This window comes from Blautia caecimuris (assembly GCF_024622975.1).
Taxonomy (GTDB): Bacteria; Bacillota; Clostridia; order Lachnospirales; family Lachnospiraceae; genus Blautia_A; species Blautia_A caecimuris.
The window spans coordinates 1-17,971 of sequence record NZ_JANJZT010000047.1; the positions used below are offsets into that span (position 1 = coordinate 1).

Here is a 17,971-nt window from a genome sequence, read left to right on the forward strand (position 1 = left end):
TTTATTTGTAAACCTCCTGTAATTCAAGGTTTTAAAGGATTTTAGAACAATAAAAACAGATAGTTTTTGACACTACCCAATCATGAGGGGAGGGAAGAGGAATGGAAAAACAGCTTCCGATTTCGGTATGGCCGGAATGGAAGATCATCGAAAAAATCGGTGAAGGTTCTTTTGGAAAGGTTTATAAAGCGCAGAGAATCGTACAGGGGAAGACGTTTTATTCTGCTATCAAGGTTATTACCATTCCTTCCAGCCAGGGAGAACTGAGCAGTGTCCGTTCTGAGAATCCTGATGAACAGTCAGTGAAAGAATATTTTCACAGCCTTGTGGAAGACTGTATTCAGGAAGTCAGTACCATGGAGTATTTTCGTGGAAATTCTCATGTAGTATCAGTAGAAGATTACAAGGTTGTGGAATATCTGGATGATATCGGGTGGGATATTTATATTCGAATGGAGTATCTGACAGGATTTCTGGATTACTGTATGGGCAAGGAACTTACAGAGAAGGAAGTTATCCGGCTGGGAATCGATCTGTGCAAAGCTCTGGAATATTGCCAGAAACAGAATATCATCCACAGAGATATTAAACCGGAAAATATATTTGTATCAAGATTCGGGGAATTCAAGCTGGGAGACTTTGGAATCGCCAGGGAACTGGACAGAAATGTAAATGGTCTTTCCAAAAAAGGCACGTTTTCCTATATGGCGCCTGAAATGTATCGGGGTGAAGACTATGACCAGCGGGTAGATATTTATTCGCTTGGAATTGTATTGTACCGATTAAGAAATCACAATCGCCTTCCATTTATTGATCTGGAAAAACAGCTTATTACATATCGTGATAAAGAAAATGCACTGACCAGAAGAATGTCGGGAGAGGAACTTCCTGCACCGGCAGAGGCTGCTGACGGGCTGGCGCAGGTTATTTTAAAGGCCTGTGCGTACAGACGTGAAAACAGGTATCAGACTCCGGAAGAATTTCGGGAGGCGTTGGAAGCAGTCAGATATCAGGAACAAAAAACGCCAGTAAAGCATACGGAAGAACCTGAAAAAACGGAAAATGCAAAAAAAACGCAGATCAGAGAAAAGGAAAGAAAGCCTGTTTCCGAAAAAGTCCATTATGGAGAACCGGAGCCAGGAGGCACTATTGTGCTTCGGCAGGAAGGCGAAAGATCCGGAAACCGGAAGACGGAATCTGCAAAAAGAAGAACCATACAGTCTGAAACCGGAAACCAAAATCGCAGAAAGAGAGGAACTTCCGGCAGAAAAAAACAGAAAAAGCGTTTTGATCCCCTGATTGCAGCAGTGGTTGTAATGTTTATTGCTGTGTGTATTGCAGTCAGTGTTTTTGTGTGGCTGATCAGAGAGAACGCAGAGCTTCAGAGGCTGAAGCAGTCTGTAACTGAAACTATGGAGTCTGCAGAAAACAAACAGCTTCAGGATACACTGAAAAAGATTGGCTCTCAGGCAACAGAAATTACGGAAAATCTGAATCACTATAACTGGATCGGATCTGAACAGGAAGGAAAGATCAGTTATCTGAAATCAGAAGGTACAGAAGCAGAACTGATGAAAGTCCTTATTTATCCGGAGCTTTCTGAGGATGGTTATTATGAAGAATACTATTACTGGGACGGAGATCTGTTTTTTGCATATGTGTGGGCAGATCACAATGTGTTTCCGGAATTAAAAACAGGCGAGCAGAAGGCAAATCTTTATTATTATGATGAGGGAGAAATGATCCGCTGGATAGATGAAAATAATATCTGTCATGATAATGAGACAGATAATTACGAATACAGAGAGCGGGCAGAAAAATACTGGAACAAAGCAGAAGAGTACGAAGCTGAACTGAATGTGGGAGTGTCGGCAGAAAGGACAGAAGATGGCGCAGTGGCAGAAGACAGCGTATCGCATTGAATATGCTTATGTATGTCATATAGGTAAAATACGAAATAATAATGAAGACAACTTCTGGTGCTGCGGAGAGCTTCTTCCTGCACAGAATCAGGGAATGGATCATATCAGAAGTGGAAGCGTTTCTCAAAAGGAGCTTCCGCTTCTGGCGGTATTTGACGGTATGGGCGGAGAAAGCTGTGGAGAAATGGCATCATACATTGCCGCATCCTCCTGCGGAGAATATTATGAACAGTACAGAGAGGAAATTTCCGAGGATCCGGAGCAGTTTTTGAAAAATGCCTGTATACGGATGAATCAGGCTGTGTGCGACTACAGTGCGGAAAATAAAATCCGGAGTATGGGAACAACGGCGGCAGTGCTTGCATTTGCCGGGAACCAGGTGTACGGCTGTAATCTTGGTGACAGCAGAATTTATCAGGCAGAGGACAGTCAGTTTCGGAGAGTCTCCCGTGACCATGTTCTGGGAGGCTCTCTTTTTGGAAAGTCTCCTCTTACACAATATGTAGGGATTCCGGAAGAAAGCATGGCGCTGGAGCCGTCTATTGTAAAAATGGAGGTACATCCGGGAATGAGATACCTTCTCTGTTCGGACGGGCTTACGGATATGCTGTCAGACGGAGAGATCGCAGATATTCTCACAAGAGAGCTTCCCGTTCAGGAGACTGTGGAGCTTCTGCTTGAACGGGCGCTGAAAAAGGGCGGGAGAGATAATGCAACGATGGTGCTTTGTGAGATCAGAGAGCCGGAAAAGACCTGGTTTCATAAAATGCTGGACAGGATGCACAAAAGAGATGAGGGTGATGAAAAATGAAAAATCGAATGCAGGATCTGGATTTTGAGCAGACGGTTGCTTTTGACCGTGTGGAGGATTTTGAGTTTACAAGAAAAGCAGTTCAGCGTTTTCGTCAGGTGGTAAGTCTGGAAGGCTTTGAGGATGAAGATGCAGATGTGATCTTTCATTATCTGTATAAAGAAATGGAACTGGTGTCTTTTGGAGACCATCTGAAACGGTATATTTATGAGAGAGCCGGGCTGGAAGAACCGTTTGCAGATGTAACTCAGGATATTTACAGAGATATCGTAATAGAATCTTTTCATGAAACCTGTACGCCAAAGTCCATGAAGCCTACATCCACAAAGCTGACTTCCCTGGTAAATAACTGGCTTACTCAGGCATCTGTAAAAAGAGAAACGGTGTTTCTTCTGGGATTCGGACTGCGAATGAGCGCAGATGATGTTTCGGATTTTCTTACCAGAGTGCTCAGGGAGCAGGATTTTGATTTCCATAATCCGGAAGAGGTTATTTACTGGTACTGCTACTTTAAACAATATGGATATCACAAGGCGGAGGAACTGAAAAACAGATACAGTGGGCTGGAGCCGGATGAGAATTACACAGAGGCTTCCAAAGTATTTTCGGGAGGACTGTGTCTTGACAGCGAGGAAAAGCTGTTTCAGTATCTGGCGTATGTAAAAGCCGGAACAGATGACCCCATGTCAGAAAAAAGTCAGGCGTTCCAGGAATTCTGCCGTCTTCTGAACAGAGCAAAGGAAATTATTGCTTCTATGTATCAGGGGGACGAGGAGGAAAAAGAGCGGGGCAAGGTGTGGAAGGTTTCTGATATTTCGGATTCCGATGTGGAAAAAGTAATCTGCAGCGGGATACCTGTTAATAAAATGGGTAATCTGAAAAAAATGTCAGCTTCTATTCTGGCAAAGCATTTCAGTCAGAAAAGGTTCAGCAGACAGCGGATCAACAGCATTATGAATCATAAGTTTCCGGTGGAACGCTTTGATCTGATCACCCTTGAGTTTTTTATCGTATCCCAGGAAATGCAGGATGATGATCCTTACAGCAGATACCGTCATTTTCTGGAAGAGATCCAGGCAATTCTCCATAAATGCGGAATGAGTGAGATTTATATTGTAAATCCATATGAATGTTTCCTTTTAATGTGTCTGCTGACCGACTGTCCTCTGGCAGTGTTCGCGGATATCTGGGAGATGTCCTATGAGGAAATGTGAGAAAAGAGAAAAAGTCGGCGATTACATTAAAAATAATGCAGAAAATACCTTGACAGCCGTATTTTTACGGGATATAATGAGCAGGCGTGCAACAGGAATGCATTTCTTTTTGTGCGTATAAATACGAAATAGCAACCGCACAACCCCATGGGAATCCATGGAGAAAATAATCGGGAGGTGAAATGGAATGCCAACATTCAACCAGTTAGTAAGAAAAGGACGTCAGACCACTGTAAAGAAATCTACAGCACCGGCTCTGCAGAAGACATTCAACTCTTTAAGAAAGAAATCAGTAGAGCAGTCTGCACCGCAGAAACGTGGTGTTTGTACAGCAGTTAAAACTGCAACCCCTAAAAAACCTAACTCCGCTCTTAGAAAGATCGCCAGAGTTCGTCTTTCCAACGGAATCGAGGTAACAAGCTACATTCCGGGAGAGGGACACAACCTTCAGGAGCATAGCGTTGTTCTTATTCGTGGTGGTAGGGTTAAAGACTTACCTGGTACAAGATACCACATCATCAGAGGTACTCTTGATACAGCAGGTGTAGCCAACAGAAAACAGGCCCGCTCCAAATACGGCGCTAAGAGACCGAAGAAAAAATAAAGCAGATTTTGTAGCGTAGTGAAGAAATTTGCGATATTTCTCGAGCATGAAGTGTTTGAGAAAGTTCCCGCCTTTTAAGAGGGAGGGAAAACTTTAAAGATATCAGTCTCGGTCGCAGGGCGATTGAGAAAGTTCCCGTCTGAAATGAGAGGATTCCACTGTCGGATCATCAGACAGGCAGTAAATTTCCATCATAAATAAAGGACAGGAACATCATATTTATCATTTGTAAGATCACGAACGGCTATAAATTTTGTACGGTATTCCATATACCCTGTCGGTTGCGGGTTAATATAGGACTTTACCAGTGCGAACACCTTAGTTTTTGAAGTGAGTACCGATGATATAATCATATTGATTAAGGAGGGAAGTAACGTGCCACGTAAAGGACATACTCAGAAAAGAGACGTTCTGGCAGATCCGATGTACAATAACAAAGTGGTTACCAAGCTTATCAACAACATCATGCTTGATGGTAAGAAGGGTGTCGCTCAGAAAATTGTATACGGAGCATTCGCCAGAGTAGAAGAAAAAGCTGGCAAACCAGCTATCGAAGTTTTTGAAGAAGCTATGAACAACATCATGCCTCTTCTTGAAGTAAAAGCAAGACGTATTGGTGGTGCTACTTATCAGGTTCCGATCGAGGTAAGAGCAGACAGACGTCAGGCGCTGGCTCTTCGCTGGCTCACAATGTACTCTCGTAAAAGAGGCGAGAAGACAATGGAGGAGAGACTTGCGAACGAGCTTCTTGATGCAATGAACAACACAGGTGCATCTGTTAAGAAGAAAGAAGACATGCACAAGATGGCTGAGGCAAATAAAGCATTTGCTCACTATCGCTTCTAATTAGAGGAGGAAAATCCATTGGCTGGAAGAGAATATCCATTAGAGAGAACCAGAAATATCGGTATCATGGCGCATATCGATGCTGGTAAAACTACAACAACAGAGCGTATTCTTTACTATACCGGCGTTAACTACAAGATTGGTGATACCCATGAAGGTACTGCTACCATGGACTGGATGGAGCAGGAACAGGAAAGAGGTATCACAATCACTTCAGCAGCAACAACATGTCACTGGACTCTGCAGGAAAACTGCAAAGCAAAACCGGGTGCTCTTGAGCATCGTATCAACATCATTGATACCCCGGGACACGTTGACTTTACTGTTGAGGTAGAGCGTTCTCTTCGTGTATTAGACGGCGCTGTTGGTGTTTTCTGTGCAAAGGGTGGCGTTGAGCCGCAGTCTGAAAACGTATGGCGTCAGGCTGACACATACAATGTACCGAGAATGGCATTTATCAACAAAATGGACATCCTCGGCGCTGACTTCTACGGAGCTGTAGAGCAGATCAAGACCCGTCTGGGCAAAAATGCAATCTGCATCCAGCTTCCTATTGGTAAAGAAGATGAATTTAAGGGAATCGTTGACCTGTTTGAGATGAAAGCATACATCTACAATGATGACAAGGGCGATGATATCTCTATCGTTGATATTCCGGAAGATATGAAAGACGATGCAGAGCTGTATCGTACAGAGCTTGTAGAGAAGATCTGCGAGCTGGATGACGATCTGATGATGGAGTATCTGGAAGGTGAAGAGCCGTCTGTAGAGGCTATGAAAGCAGCACTGAGAAAAGCTACATGCGAGTGTGCAGCAGTTCCGGTTTGCTGTGGTACAGCTTACAGAAACAAAGGTGTTCAGAAGCTTCTTGATGCAATCATCGAGTATATGCCGTCTCCTCTTGATGTACCGGCTATCGATGGAACAGACCTTGATGGAAATGAAATTGTAAGACACTCTTCTGATGAAGAGCCGTTCGCTGCACTTGCATTCAAGATCATGGCTGACCCATTCGTAGGAAAGCTTGCTTTCTTCCGTGTATACTCAGGAACAATGAATTCCGGTTCCTATGTTCTTAACTCCTCTAAAGGAAAGAAAGAGCGTGTAGGACGTATCCTTCAGATGCATGCGAATAAGAGACAGGAACTTGACAAAGTTTATGCCGGCGATATCGCTGCAGCAGTAGGATTTAAAGTAACAGGTACAGGTGATACCATCTGTGATGAGCAGCATCCGGTTATCCTGGAATCCATGGAGTTCCCGGAACCTGTTATTGAGCTTGCAATCGAGCCTAAGACAAAGGCCGGCCAGGGCAAACTTGGCGAGGCTCTTGTAAAACTGGCAGAGGAAGACCCGACATTCCGTGCACATACAAACCAGGAAACTGGACAGACAATTATCGCCGGAATGGGTGAGCTTCATCTGGAGATCATCGTTGACCGTCTCCTTCGTGAATTCAAGGTAGAGGCTAACGTAGGTGCTCCTCAGGTTGCTTATAAAGAGACAATCACCAAGGCTGTTGAAGTAGACAGCAAGTATGCAAAACAGTCCGGTGGTCGTGGACAGTATGGTCACTGTAAAGTTAAATTCGAGCCTATGGACGCTAACGGCGAAGAGCTGTACAAGTTCGAGTCCACTGTTGTCGGCGGTGCTATTCCGAAGGAATATATCCCGGCAGTTGGCGAAGGTATCGAAGAGGCCATGAAAGCTGGTATGCTTGGCGGATATCCGGTTGTTGGTATCCATGCTAATGTATATGACGGTTCTTACCATGAGGTCGATTCTTCTGAGATGGCATTCCATATTGCAGGTTCTCTTGCATTCAAGGATGCTATGCAGAAAGCATCCCCGATTCTTCTTGAGCCAATCATGAGAGTCGAGGTTACAACTCCGGAAGATTACATGGGTGATGTTATCGGTGATATCAACTCCCGTCGTGGACGTATCGAAGGTATGGATGACATCGGCGGAGGCAAGATGATCCGTGGATTCGTTCCGCTTTCCGAAATGTTCGGATATGCAACAGACCTTCGTTCCAGAACTCAGGGACGTGGTAACTACTCCATGTTCTTTGAGAAGTATGAGCCGGTTCCGAAGTCCGTACAGGAAAAGATTCTTTCCAAGAAAGACGCTTAATAAAATACTTGCAAATATCCTTGATTTGCAATATAATCAAGGATAGCAAGTTTATTTTGAAAAATATGCTCTGACAAAAGAGTCAAGTTTTAAGGAGGACATTTTAAAATGGCAAAGGCTAAGTTTGAGAGAAGCAAACCGCATTGTAACATTGGTACCATTGGACACGTTGACCATGGTAAAACAACACTTACAGCAGCTATCACAAAAGTTCTGGCAGAGAGAGTAGCTGGTAACTCCGCTACAGATTTCGAGAACATTGATAAAGCTCCGGAAGAGAGAGAGCGTGGTATCACTATCTCTACAGCACACGTTGAGTATGAGACAGAGAAGCGTCACTATGCACACGTTGACTGCCCAGGACATGCTGACTACGTTAAGAACATGATCACTGGTGCTGCTCAGATGGATGGTGCTATCCTTGTTGTTGCAGCTACAGACGGTGTTATGGCTCAGACAAAAGAACACATCCTTCTTTCCCGTCAGGTAGGTGTTCCTTACATCGTTGTATTCATGAACAAATGTGATATGGTTGACGATGAGGAGCTTCTTGAGCTGGTTGAGATGGAAATCCGTGAGCTTCTTTCTGAGTATGACTTCCCAGGAGATGACCTTCCGGTTATCCAGGGTTCCGCTCTGAAAGCTCTTGAAGACCCGAACGGCGAGTGGGGCGACAAGATTATGGAGCTTATGGCTGCAGTTGATGAGTACATTCCGGATCCGCAGCGTGATACAGATAAAGACTTCGTTATGCCTGTAGAGGACGTATTCTCTATCACAGGTCGTGGTACTGTTGCAACAGGCCGTGTTGAGGCTGGTGTTCTTCACGTATCTGAGGAAGTTGAAATCGTTGGTATCAAAGAAGAGACACGTAAAGTTGTTGTAACTGGTATCGAGATGTTCCGTAAACTTCTTGACGAGGCTCAGGCTGGTGACAACATCGGTGCACTTCTTCGTGGTGTTCAGAGAAACGAGATCGAGCGTGGACAGGTTCTTGCTAAACCAGGCACAATCACATGCCATACAAAATTCACAGCTCAGGTTTACGTTCTGACAAAAGACGAGGGTGGCCGTCATACACCATTCTTCAACAACTATCGTCCGCAGTTCTACTTCAGAACAACTGACGTAACAGGTGTTTGCAACCTTCCAGAAGGAACAGAGATGTGCATGCCTGGAGATAACATCGAAATGACAATCGAGCTGATCCACCCGATCGCTATGAGCCAGGGTCTTACATTCGCTATTCGTGAAGGCGGACGTACTGTAGGATCAGGCCGTGTTGCTACAGTTATCGAGTAATCACTGATTATCAGATAAATTATATATAGTGTTATCGTAAGATAACTTTGTGTCCAAGCGTAAGATGCCCCGGAAACCTTGTGTTTCTGGGGTTTTTCTGTATCTTAAAGAGAGAATGATTTGAAAAATTATAAGTAGAGAAATAGCGAAATATTTATCAGCAAGATAAAATACAGATAAATTTAAAATTGAAAAATAAGACCAGTGGTGCCAAAACGGTGCCCAAAAAGAAACTCCTGCGAATGTTTGCCATTCACAGGAGTGATTTTTTACCAACCTTTAATCTGCTTGATCTGTTCAGCACGTTTCGGATCTCGATGATATTGCAGTTTCAGACGGATTGTTTCTACAACTTCCTGTCTGGCTTCATCATCAAGCTGATAGAATGATGTAAGTAGATTATCTACATCAGGCATACTATTTTTGCCAAAAAGATACATCAACGGATACATAGAATTTTTTAAGTAAGTCTTTACACGACTTGCGTCTAAGGCTCCGTTCAAACCGTCTGGAAGTGTAGGATAAATCTCTTCTTCCTTAATTGTGCCAGAAAATGGACTGGCAGAACATATCTCATTCACATCAATTTGCAATTCGTTTGCAAGTCTTAAAGCAAAATCAAATCGAATATTGGAATCTTTTTGAATGATTGAATATAAGGTTGTAGCACTGATTCCAGTTGCTTTTGCAATTTTACGGACATTTGTGCCTTTTTCATCAAGATATTTCTTTAAATTTTTACCGTCACCCATAGAATCCTCCTTTTTCATATATTAAAAAAATACGAAAAACATAAATCTATTAAATATCATATCACAGATTTGGAATAAAATAAAGAAAAAATAATATACGAAATTCGTAAAAATGTAATTACGAAATATTGACAACGATTAAAATACATGATATTATCAATTTACGAAAAACGTACAAATACAAAATACAGTAAACGTATTTGAAGTCTAAAGAGGAAAGGAGGATGCAAAATGGCAAGCTACAATTATATGATGAGTGCTGATGAAGTGGCACAGGAATTAAACTGTTCAAAATCTCATGCCTATAAACTGGTAAAAGCTATGAATAAGGAACTGGCTGCACAGGGATATATTACGATGGCTGGAAGAATACCAAAGGCATTTTGGGCAAAAAAGATGTATGGCTATGAAATAGCAGGAAATTAAAGGAGGATCAATATGGCTTACAGAGAAAAAGACACAAAAAAATGGACAGCCCAGTGGTTTGAGACTAATGTTATGGGTGAGAAGAAAAAACGCAGAAAGCGTGGATTTGAAACAAAGCGAGAAGCATTGGAGTTTGAACGAAGTAAAAAGTTAAGCAATGAGCGAAGTATGGATATGAGACTGAGCGATTTTATTGAGATTTATTTTTCAGACAAACAGAATGAACTGAAGGATCGGACAATCAAAAATAAAAGATATATGATGCAACAGCATATTATTCCATACTTTGGAAATCAGATGATGAGTGAGATTAAGGCTTCACAGATTATTCAGTGGCAGAATGAAATTCAGAAGAAAGGATATTCAGATTCTTATCTGAGAATGATTCAGAATCAGTTGACCAGTCTGTTTACACATGCAGCTAAGATCTATGATTTGCCGGTTAATCCATGTAAGAAAGTGAAACGAATGGGAAATTCGGATTCAAGAAGTTTGAACTTCTGGACACTGGACGAGTATAAACAGTTTATACAGACAATGGAGCCGGGAACACGATATTATCTTATGTTTGAGGTATTGTTTTGGACTGGATGCAGAATCGGGGAGCTGCTTGCGATTACAAAAGCTGACATTAATTTTGAGAAAAATCAGCTCAGTATCAATAAGACTTATTATCGAACAGGAATGCAGGATATTATCACAGAACCGAAAACAAAACAGTCTTTTCGGACAATCGAAATTCCAGAATTTCTAAAAGAGGAAATTAAGAAATTTGTAGATGGTCACTATGGAATGCCAGATACAGAAAGATTATTTCCAGTCGTTCAGGAAGCGGTACAGCATAAGATGAAACGGCAGATTGAGTTGGCAGGAGTAAAGAAAATCCGAGTGCATGATCTTAGACATAGTCATGTAGCTTATCTCATTGAGAAAGGCGTGGAACCATTACTGATTCGGGACAGATTAGGGCATAAAGATATTCGTATCACATTGAACACTTATGGACATCTTTATCCAAATCAGCAGAGGAAGATTGCAAATCTGCTGGATAATGAAAATGGAAATGCTGTTACTGGTTTGGGAGAAGCAAGAGATGAAGGTTGAAAAGATAAAAGAAAAAGCCCAGATAGATAATCTGAGCAAGTTCTCTGATAATCAGATTCACTGATATACCATCTTGGCAGATTCAGTATATCACGAATCGGGAAATACGACAATTCCCGAATATCTGTTTATCAGAGACTTGCCCGGAAGGGCAGGAGGAGATAATGGAATGAACATGAATGAAAAAAATATAATTGAGAATTGTAGAATAGAACCAAAACTGAAACTGATTAATATGGATTCAGTAGAGGTGGAACAGGTAGAATGGCTGCTTTATCCGTTTATTCCTTATGGGAAAGTGACCATTATACAGGGAGATCCAGGTGAAGGAAAGACAACGATGGTACTTCAGATTATCGCAAAACTGACCAAAGGGGAACCGATTCTTCCTGTCACTGATACAATGAAAACAAAAGAAAAACGAAGTGATGAAGTCGATAGTGAGAATGCGGATTTAAATGCCGAAGACAATAGGCAGGAACACTCTCTTATGTCGCCTGTAAATGTGATTTACCAGACAGCAGAAGATGGTCTTGGAGATACTATTAAACCTAGATTACTTGCGGCAGGTGCAGATTGTTCAAAGGTGCTGGTGATTGATGATAGCGATCAGCCACTGACAATGGCAGATGTTCGATTGGAAGAAGCTATCGTGCAGACAAAAGCAAAAATGGTTGTTCTTGATCCGATTCAGGGATTCTTGGGAGCAGAGGTAGATATGCACCGGGCAAATGAGATCAGACCACTGATGAAGCGTATCGCAGTGCTAGCAGAAAAATATCACTGTGCAATCATTTTAATTGGTCATATGAACAAAAACAGTAATGGTAAATCTTCTTATCGTGGACTGGGTTCTATTGATTTTCAGGCGGCTGCAAGAAGTGTTTTGATTGTCGGGCGAGTGAAGGAAGAACCGGAAATAAGAGTGGTATGCCATACGAAAAGTTCTCTTGCACCGGAAGGAACGTCGATTGCATTCAGACTGGATAAAAATAATGGGTTTGAATGGATTGGAGAATATGATATCAGTGCCGATGAACTTCTTAATGGAGACAGTAGAGGACAAAAAATCCAGAAAGCAAAAGAATTTTTGCTTGAGATTCTGGCAAACGGAGGAATGACTCAAAAGAAAATTGCAGAAGAAGCAGAATCCAGAGGAATAAAAAGAAAAACGTTGTGGAATGCCAAACGGGAACTTGAAATTGATTCCGTAAAACGAGGAAAACAATGGTATTGGATGTTGCCAGAATAAAAAAGGAAGATGGCAAGATTACCATTTCTTAAGAAGGGGGAATCTTACCACCTTGAAAGGAGAACAGATGCAAAATAAAAGTGTACAGATTCCATATGAGTTATTTTTTCAACTCCTGCAATATTTTTTGATGGATAACTACGATGGTGAAGAAATAATCCGGCTGGGATTGGAGAAAAAACTGGATGCAATGATGAATCGTGAAGTGTACAGCAAATCCAAAACGGCACCAACGGAAGAAGAAAGGGAAAGATTCCGGCAGGAATATCTGGACAGAAAGGGAATGCAAGAGAGCTTTCGATGGTAACAGTCCTTACTGATTACTTTATTACAGGAGCGTGTCACGCACCTGTGAGAAATAAACAAGGAGAATGCCGGTAAGGTGCAAACGAAAGGTTCTGATTGAACTGTGAATTTAACGGAAATTTTATCGCTGTGAAAGGAGAATGGTACAATGAAACAAGGAAGATTAGGATATAACAGTAGCAATGACAGATATGGCTTATTATCATCAGATTTATGGATCGATACGGGATTTCACTGTGGAGAAGGTCTTGAGGTGCTGATTGACGATAAGTGGGTAAGGACAAGAATGGAGATGAATACGGCAAGAGAATGGTATCTGGTGGGAACGCCGTACTGTGGAAATCTGGAATATGTGCAGGCGAGAATACCGGAATAATTTAGTTGAGAGAGTAACGAAGGAGATAAAATAGGTCTCCGCTCCGCTTCGGTCGGTGCAGGGCAGACGTCCTCCGGACGTCTTGCACCCCGGCAGGGCGCAAGGGTACTTTTGATGGACGGTACGGCTGTCGAAAGTGCTTTTGCGTTACTTTTGACAAAAGTAACAAAACCGCCGTATCCGGCGACAGTTTCTTAAATATCGCCATAACTGGCGTAAATAAAAATCACGTGCGATATCTGGCACTCGAACAGAGAGGAGATGAGAAAACTTATGATGAAACGAACGATTAGTGGTATGATCGGAGCCGGTTCACTGGCTCATAACAGACGGGATTTTATAGCAGAAAATGTAGATCCAGACAGAGTACAACTGAATATTTGCTACCAGAATGAGAATCTGAAAGAAGTTTATAAAGAGCTATTTGACGATGCTGTGGAGAGATATAATGTTGGGAAAAGAAAGGACAGGCAGATTGCAAATTATTATGAAAAAATACGACAGAGCAAACAAGAAAAGTTGTTTCATGAAGTGATATTCCAGATTGGAAATCGTGAGGATATGGCAGTGGGAACGACAGAAGGAGATATGGCTGTAAAGGTACTGGATGAATATGTGAAAGACTTCCAAAAACGGAATCCGACACTTTGTGTATTTAGCTGCTATCTGCACCAGGATGAAGCAACACCACATTTACATATTGACTTTGTGCCTTATGTGACTAACTGGAAGGGAAAAGGAATGGATACCAGAGTTTCACTGAAACAGGCATTGAAAAGCCTTGGATTTCAAGGTGGAAATAAGCATGATACAGAACTGAATCAGTGGATAAACCATGAAAAAGAAGTGCTGGCAGAAATTGCAAAGCAATATGGAATTGAATGGGAGCAGAAAGGCACACATGAAGAGCATTTGGATGTTTACAATTTCAAGAAAAAAGAACGCAAAAAGGAAGTTGCAGAGTTAGAAGTTCAAAAAGCTAGGTTGGAGGAAAAAAATGCCAGACTAGAAGAACGCAAAGTGGTGATGGAAGAAATAAATGAGAGGATGCTTGACCAATTGGATGAACTTGAGAAGGATATTTGTAAGGTTCAGGATAATTTGGATAAAACAGAAAAAGAAGCAGAAAAATCAAAGAAACAAGCCGAGAAATATGAAAAACAGCTTAAACGGATAGCTCCTCTTGCAGATAATATAAGGCGATATGCTGGGGAGTTTTCTAAACCCATAGATGAAGTGCTTCCAGAAGCAGATTTTCTGGAATCTGCTAAAACCTATCGAGAGAAGAAGGCAAAGCCAGTGATTGGAAAATTGAAGGAATTACTATATAGCTTATATCTGGCATATATCAAAATTCGTGAAGAAGTTGATAGAGTTCAGTATAAATATAACAGATTAGAGAGTTCAAACAAAATGTTAGCTATGCGGAATCAGGAGCAGATAGAGGTAATCGACAGTCTTAAAGAAGAAAATCAGGATTATTACCGATTGAAACGAGCAGTTGGCGAGAATAAGGCGGATATGCTTGTTCAAGCAGAGAGAAATCGGGAGATAGAAGAATATGAAATAAGAAAGGGACAGAAAAAAAGATATGACAGAGATGCAAGATAAGAAGAACATAAATAGGTGGTTAAGAGATCTGATGTATGCGTAGAAAATGGAAAATATGTTACAAATAAAACGAGAATTTGAACTCGAAATTTGGAAAAAAATAATGAAAATAACTTGACGTTTGAAAATAAGAGATGTATATTTAAGATAAATCCAATAAACGGGAGGTGGATAAAAATGTTTAATCTTGAAGAATTGAGCTTGGAGTTTGTAGAGATTTCTGAATTAAAAACCTCTAAGAACTTATTTGGACCAGTTATGTACGGAACAGGTGTGAGAATGTAGTTTGTAGAAAAGACTTGCTCTATGTAAAAAGGAATATAGAGTAGGTCTTTTTTATTTAAAAAGGATTATAGGAGAGAATATATGAATAAATTAACTACAGCTGTATGGGAAATAACAATGGGTTGTAATATGCGTTGTAAACATTGCGGTTCAAGTTGTGCAGAAGCGCTACCCGATGAGTTGAATACATCAGAAGCTCTTGGGGTGTGTGACCAATTAAAAGATTTGGGATTAAAAGTTATTACATTATCTGGAGGGGAACCTACGACACGTAGTGACTGGCATATTATTGCGAAAAGATTAGTAGATAATGGCATAATAACAAGTATTATTACAAATGGTTGGTTGATTGATGAAAACTTTATTCATAATGCGATAACATCAGGAATTAGAAGTGTCTGTTTAAGTATTGATGGTCTTGAAAAAACTCACGATTTTATACGGAGATCGGGATCATTCAATAAAAGTATTAAAGCATTGAAAGAATTAAGAAAAAATAATATTTCGACATCAGTAATAACTTCAATAAATAAAGAAAATATATGTGAATTGGAAGAACTATATCAATTATTAAGTGATTTGGGAGTTAATAGTTGGCAGTTTCAGATTGCATTACCAATGGGGAATTTTGCAAAACGCCCAGAATGGCTTATAGAACCTCAAGATATTCTTTCTATTATTGATTTTGCATATAATAAAATTGGAGGTAAGTTGTTAATTGTTTTGGCAGATTGCATAGGTTATTATAGCAATAAAGATATAAAAGTAAATGAGAATTTTCTTAATGATAATTGGTCTTGGACAGGTTGTGGAGCAGGAAAGCATGTAATTGGTATTCTGCATAATGGAGATATTGTTGCTTGTACTTCTATTAGAGATAAAACATTAGTAGCGGGAAATATTCGTGAAAAATCTTTAAAGTCGATTTGGGAAAGTCCGGACTCTTTTAAGTGGAATAGAAATTTTGATAGTAGTAAGTTAAAAGGATTTTGCAGAGAATGTCGTTATACAGAACGATGCTTAGGAGGATGTAGTAATAGTCGTTATTGCATTAACGGCTCATTTGAAAGTGAAAATAGATACTGTGCATATAATGTTGAAATGAAAAAATGGAAAAAATATTTGGAATCACTTAATGATATATCAGAAATTGATAATGTTATAGAAAAAGCAGCGGCTTTAAAACATCAGGATCTTTATAAGATAGCTTGCGAAATTAAACAATCTAAATTATGATTAGAGAGGTAACAGATATGAATAAACATGAGTTATATCATAACCACAATTATGTTTATCTGCTGACTTCTAATATTATTAACCGCTGTGGTGATTCATTAGATACAATACTTTTTACATGGTTGGTATATTTACTTACAAATAGTGCAGGGTGGTCTGCGATTATTTTTGGTATTAATCAAGCTACTTCTGTAATTATTCAACCATTTATAGGTCCATTAGTCGAGAATATGAATAAAAAGAAAGTGTTAGTACTTTCAGATATAGCTCGAGTTCTGTTAGTTTTGTATATATTATATGTATATACACAAAACATGCTTTCACCATTAATATTGGTTTTTATGACAATATCCATTTCATTAATAGAAGCATTTCATATGCCAGCAGGGGTAGCAGTTATTCAGCATGTACTTCCTAATGAACATTATGATAAAGGTGTAAGTGTCAATGTGTCTTGTACCAAAATAGCAGTATTAGTTGGAACTGGCTTGTCAGGCATAGTGATTAGTTCATTTGGAATAGGTATTTCTTTAGCGATAGATGCTTTGATATTTTTAATATCAGCGTTGCTTATAGTAAAAATAGAATTTTCTGTTCAAGAAGAAAAGAAGACAAACCGAATAATTGGCAGAGAATATTTAATTTCGCTTAGAGATGGATTTAGTTATGTATTTGACCATAAGAAGCTATTAAAACTATGTTTTTTATGTATTCTAATTAATTCAGCAGTGGTTCCATTTGATGCACTGCTCGCCCCGATTGCAAGAGAAATGTTTAGTGGAGATGCCAAAATTGTTTCATTACTAAGTGTAAGCGTAACTATTGGTACTATTTTGGGATCATTGACTTTTGCAAAAATGAAAGAGGAGAAAAAAAATAATACACTTGTTACATTTTGTGGAATTGTTTTAGGTGTATACTATGTTTTTATTGCATTTGTTTCAAAATATATTGCAAATCCTATAACTCAAAAATTACTGTTGCTAATCGGTTCGATAATAATTGGTGCAGCATTGGGATTAATGATTACTTATGTACAAGTGAAATTTGTAAAAGAAGTTACTAAAGAATATATAGGACGTGTTTCTGCAATTCGATTTTCACTTACATACGCATGCGCGCCAGTGGTATCTTTTGTGATTAGTATTATATACAAAGTTACTGTTGTTGATACAAGTTCACTTTTTGTGGGATTTGGTATTGTAATAATAATTCTTTTTCTTTTGGCAAATAAGATTACGTTTTCTCCTTTGAAGAAAGGCGATAAAAGTTATTAGAAATTATTTATATGAAAAACTGGCTGCTTTTTGGCTATAAATTAAAGCTGATAGAGAAGAGTATAAACAGCAGAAGAGAAGCTTTTTGACTGAGGCTTCCGGTGCCAAAACGGTGCCAAGAAATCAGGCAAATAAAAATAAATAGTACAAATCAGTCGTTTTTCACTGTATTTTGGAGAGAAAACCATAAAAAATATGAGGTAAAATGATATTAAAGTATCGTGAAGGTGGACGTACAGTAGGATCAGGACGTGTTGCTACAATCATCGAGTAATCACTGACTAATATATATTGAGTACCGCAAGGTACATTGTGTCCAAACGTAAGATACCCCGGAACCGCAAGGTTTCCGGGGTTTTTCTGTTGTGTGGAAATATATAAAAGAGTGAGAAATAATAACGAACAGAATAGAAAAACGGTTGCTGGGCGAGTATTGTTGTTGACCTCATAAATTATCAAAATACTGATTTACTTGCCTGTCTCTGAATTGACCTGTATACTGTCATCAGCA

Annotated in this window: 16 protein-coding genes; 15 read left to right on the plus strand and 1 reads right to left on the minus strand. The window is 40.0% G+C overall.

Going from position 1 to position 17,971, the window contains the following annotated elements; all coding sequences use genetic code 11:
- Positions 1–101: 101 nt before the first annotated feature.
- The 7 genes from NSA57_RS17990 (at position 102) to tuf (ending at position 8,835) form a co-directional block, all read left to right on the plus strand.
- Positions 102–1,922 carry a serine/threonine-protein kinase gene (locus NSA57_RS17990; RefSeq protein ID WP_257465672.1) on the plus strand — a complete coding sequence of 607 codons (1,821 nt, stop codon included), beginning with the start codon at positions 102–104 and terminating at the stop codon, positions 1,920–1,922.
- Positions 1,888–2,733: a PP2C family protein-serine/threonine phosphatase gene (locus NSA57_RS17995; RefSeq protein ID WP_173753427.1), complete on the plus strand. Its 846-nt coding sequence runs from the start codon at positions 1,888–1,890 to the stop codon at positions 2,731–2,733. The genes NSA57_RS17990 and NSA57_RS17995 overlap by 35 nt, the downstream gene beginning before the upstream one ends.
- Complete coding sequence (locus tag NSA57_RS18000; RefSeq protein ID WP_257465673.1) at positions 2,730–3,947, plus strand: hypothetical protein; 1,218 nt, start codon at positions 2,730–2,732, stop codon at positions 3,945–3,947. Before NSA57_RS17995 ends, NSA57_RS18000 begins: the two co-directional genes overlap by 4 nt.
- A 187-nt stretch (positions 3,948–4,134) precedes the next feature.
- Positions 4,135–4,551: a 30S ribosomal protein S12 gene (rpsL, locus tag NSA57_RS18005; RefSeq protein WP_022067749.1), complete on the plus strand. Its 417-nt coding sequence runs from the start codon at positions 4,135–4,137 to the stop codon at positions 4,549–4,551.
- 375 nt (positions 4,552–4,926) lie between these two features.
- Positions 4,927–5,397, plus strand: a complete 471-nt coding sequence (rpsG, locus tag NSA57_RS18010) for a 30S ribosomal protein S7 (RefSeq protein WP_022067748.1) — start codon at positions 4,927–4,929, stop codon at positions 5,395–5,397.
- A gap of 18 nt (positions 5,398–5,415) precedes the next feature.
- Positions 5,416–7,533, plus strand: a complete 2,118-nt coding sequence (gene fusA, locus NSA57_RS18015) for an elongation factor G (RefSeq protein ID WP_022067747.1) — start codon at positions 5,416–5,418, stop codon at positions 7,531–7,533.
- Between the two features lie 108 nt (positions 7,534–7,641).
- Positions 7,642–8,835 carry an elongation factor Tu gene (gene tuf / locus NSA57_RS18020; protein WP_022067746.1) on the plus strand — a complete coding sequence of 398 codons (1,194 nt, stop codon included), beginning with the start codon at positions 7,642–7,644 and terminating at the stop codon, positions 8,833–8,835.
- Positions 8,836–9,104: 269 nt separating this feature from the next.
- Here tuf and NSA57_RS18025 read toward each other — a convergent pair whose 3' ends face one another.
- Positions 9,105–9,587, minus strand: coding sequence for a helix-turn-helix domain-containing protein (locus tag NSA57_RS18025; RefSeq protein ID WP_257465674.1), 483 nt, complete (start codon positions 9,585–9,587; stop codon positions 9,105–9,107).
- A gap of 231 nt (positions 9,588–9,818) precedes the next feature.
- On the opposite strand from NSA57_RS18025, the gene NSA57_RS18030 reads away from it, so the two are divergent.
- The 8 genes from NSA57_RS18030 (at position 9,819) to NSA57_RS18065 (ending at position 17,460) form a co-directional block, all read left to right on the plus strand.
- Complete coding sequence (locus NSA57_RS18030; RefSeq protein WP_257465675.1) at positions 9,819–10,013, plus strand: MerR family transcriptional regulator; 195 nt, start codon at positions 9,819–9,821, stop codon at positions 10,011–10,013.
- A gap of 12 nt (positions 10,014–10,025) precedes the next feature.
- A complete protein-coding gene (locus NSA57_RS18035; protein ID WP_257465676.1) occupies positions 10,026–11,117 on the plus strand; it encodes a site-specific integrase in 1,092 nt (363 codons plus the stop codon).
- 169 nt (positions 11,118–11,286) lie between these two features.
- Entirely contained in the window at positions 11,287–12,369 is a 1,083-nt protein-coding gene (locus tag NSA57_RS18040) for an AAA family ATPase (protein WP_257465677.1), read from the plus strand.
- A 67-nt stretch (positions 12,370–12,436) separates the two neighbouring features.
- The gene (locus NSA57_RS18045; protein ID WP_257465678.1) at positions 12,437–12,676 is read left to right on the plus strand and encodes a complexin-2; all 240 of its coding nucleotides are present in this window, start codon (positions 12,437–12,439) and stop codon (positions 12,674–12,676) included.
- 147 nt (positions 12,677–12,823) lie between these two features.
- Positions 12,824–13,051, plus strand: a complete 228-nt coding sequence (locus NSA57_RS18050; RefSeq protein WP_257465679.1) for a DUF5348 domain-containing protein — start codon at positions 12,824–12,826, stop codon at positions 13,049–13,051.
- A gap of 297 nt (positions 13,052–13,348) precedes the next feature.
- Entirely contained in the window at positions 13,349–14,662 is a 1,314-nt protein-coding gene (locus tag NSA57_RS18055; RefSeq protein ID WP_306814154.1) for a plasmid recombination protein, read from the plus strand.
- Between the two features lie 366 nt (positions 14,663–15,028).
- Positions 15,029–16,183, plus strand: a complete 1,155-nt coding sequence (locus NSA57_RS18060) for a radical SAM/SPASM domain-containing protein (protein ID WP_257465680.1) — start codon at positions 15,029–15,031, stop codon at positions 16,181–16,183.
- Positions 16,184–16,200: 17 nt separating this feature from the next.
- Entirely contained in the window at positions 16,201–17,460 is a 1,260-nt protein-coding gene (locus NSA57_RS18065) for an MFS transporter (RefSeq protein WP_015515523.1), read from the plus strand.
- Positions 17,461–17,971 lie beyond the last annotated feature (511 nt).

What these genes read in the sequence shown, in the direction of transcription:
- NSA57_RS17990 (WP_257465672.1), top strand. Translation starts at nt 102, where the DNA reads ATGGAAAAACAGCTTCCGATTTCGGTATGGCCGGAATGGAAGATCATC.
- NSA57_RS17995 (WP_173753427.1), top strand. Translation starts at nt 1,888, where the DNA reads ATGGCGCAGTGGCAGAAGACAGCGTATCGCATTGAATATGCTTATGTA.
- NSA57_RS18000 (WP_257465673.1), top strand. Translation starts at nt 2,730, where the DNA reads ATGAAAAATCGAATGCAGGATCTGGATTTTGAGCAGACGGTTGCTTTT.
- rpsL (WP_022067749.1), top strand. Translation starts at nt 4,135, where the DNA reads ATGCCAACATTCAACCAGTTAGTAAGAAAAGGACGTCAGACCACTGTA.
- tuf (WP_022067746.1), top strand. Translation starts at nt 7,642, where the DNA reads ATGGCAAAGGCTAAGTTTGAGAGAAGCAAACCGCATTGTAACATTGGT.
- NSA57_RS18025 (WP_257465674.1), bottom strand. Translation starts at nt 9,587, where the DNA reads ATGGGTGACGGTAAAAATTTAAAGAAATATCTTGATGAAAAAGGCACA.
- NSA57_RS18030 (WP_257465675.1), top strand. Translation starts at nt 9,819, where the DNA reads ATGGCAAGCTACAATTATATGATGAGTGCTGATGAAGTGGCACAGGAA.
- NSA57_RS18035 (WP_257465676.1), top strand. Translation starts at nt 10,026, where the DNA reads ATGGCTTACAGAGAAAAAGACACAAAAAAATGGACAGCCCAGTGGTTT.
- NSA57_RS18040 (WP_257465677.1), top strand. Translation starts at nt 11,287, where the DNA reads ATGAACATGAATGAAAAAAATATAATTGAGAATTGTAGAATAGAACCA.
- NSA57_RS18045 (WP_257465678.1), top strand. Translation starts at nt 12,437, where the DNA reads ATGCAAAATAAAAGTGTACAGATTCCATATGAGTTATTTTTTCAACTC.
- NSA57_RS18050 (WP_257465679.1), top strand. Translation starts at nt 12,824, where the DNA reads ATGAAACAAGGAAGATTAGGATATAACAGTAGCAATGACAGATATGGC.
- NSA57_RS18055 (WP_306814154.1), top strand. Translation starts at nt 13,349, where the DNA reads ATGATCGGAGCCGGTTCACTGGCTCATAACAGACGGGATTTTATAGCA.
- NSA57_RS18060 (WP_257465680.1), top strand. Translation starts at nt 15,029, where the DNA reads ATGAATAAATTAACTACAGCTGTATGGGAAATAACAATGGGTTGTAAT.
- NSA57_RS18065 (WP_015515523.1), top strand. Translation starts at nt 16,201, where the DNA reads ATGAATAAACATGAGTTATATCATAACCACAATTATGTTTATCTGCTG.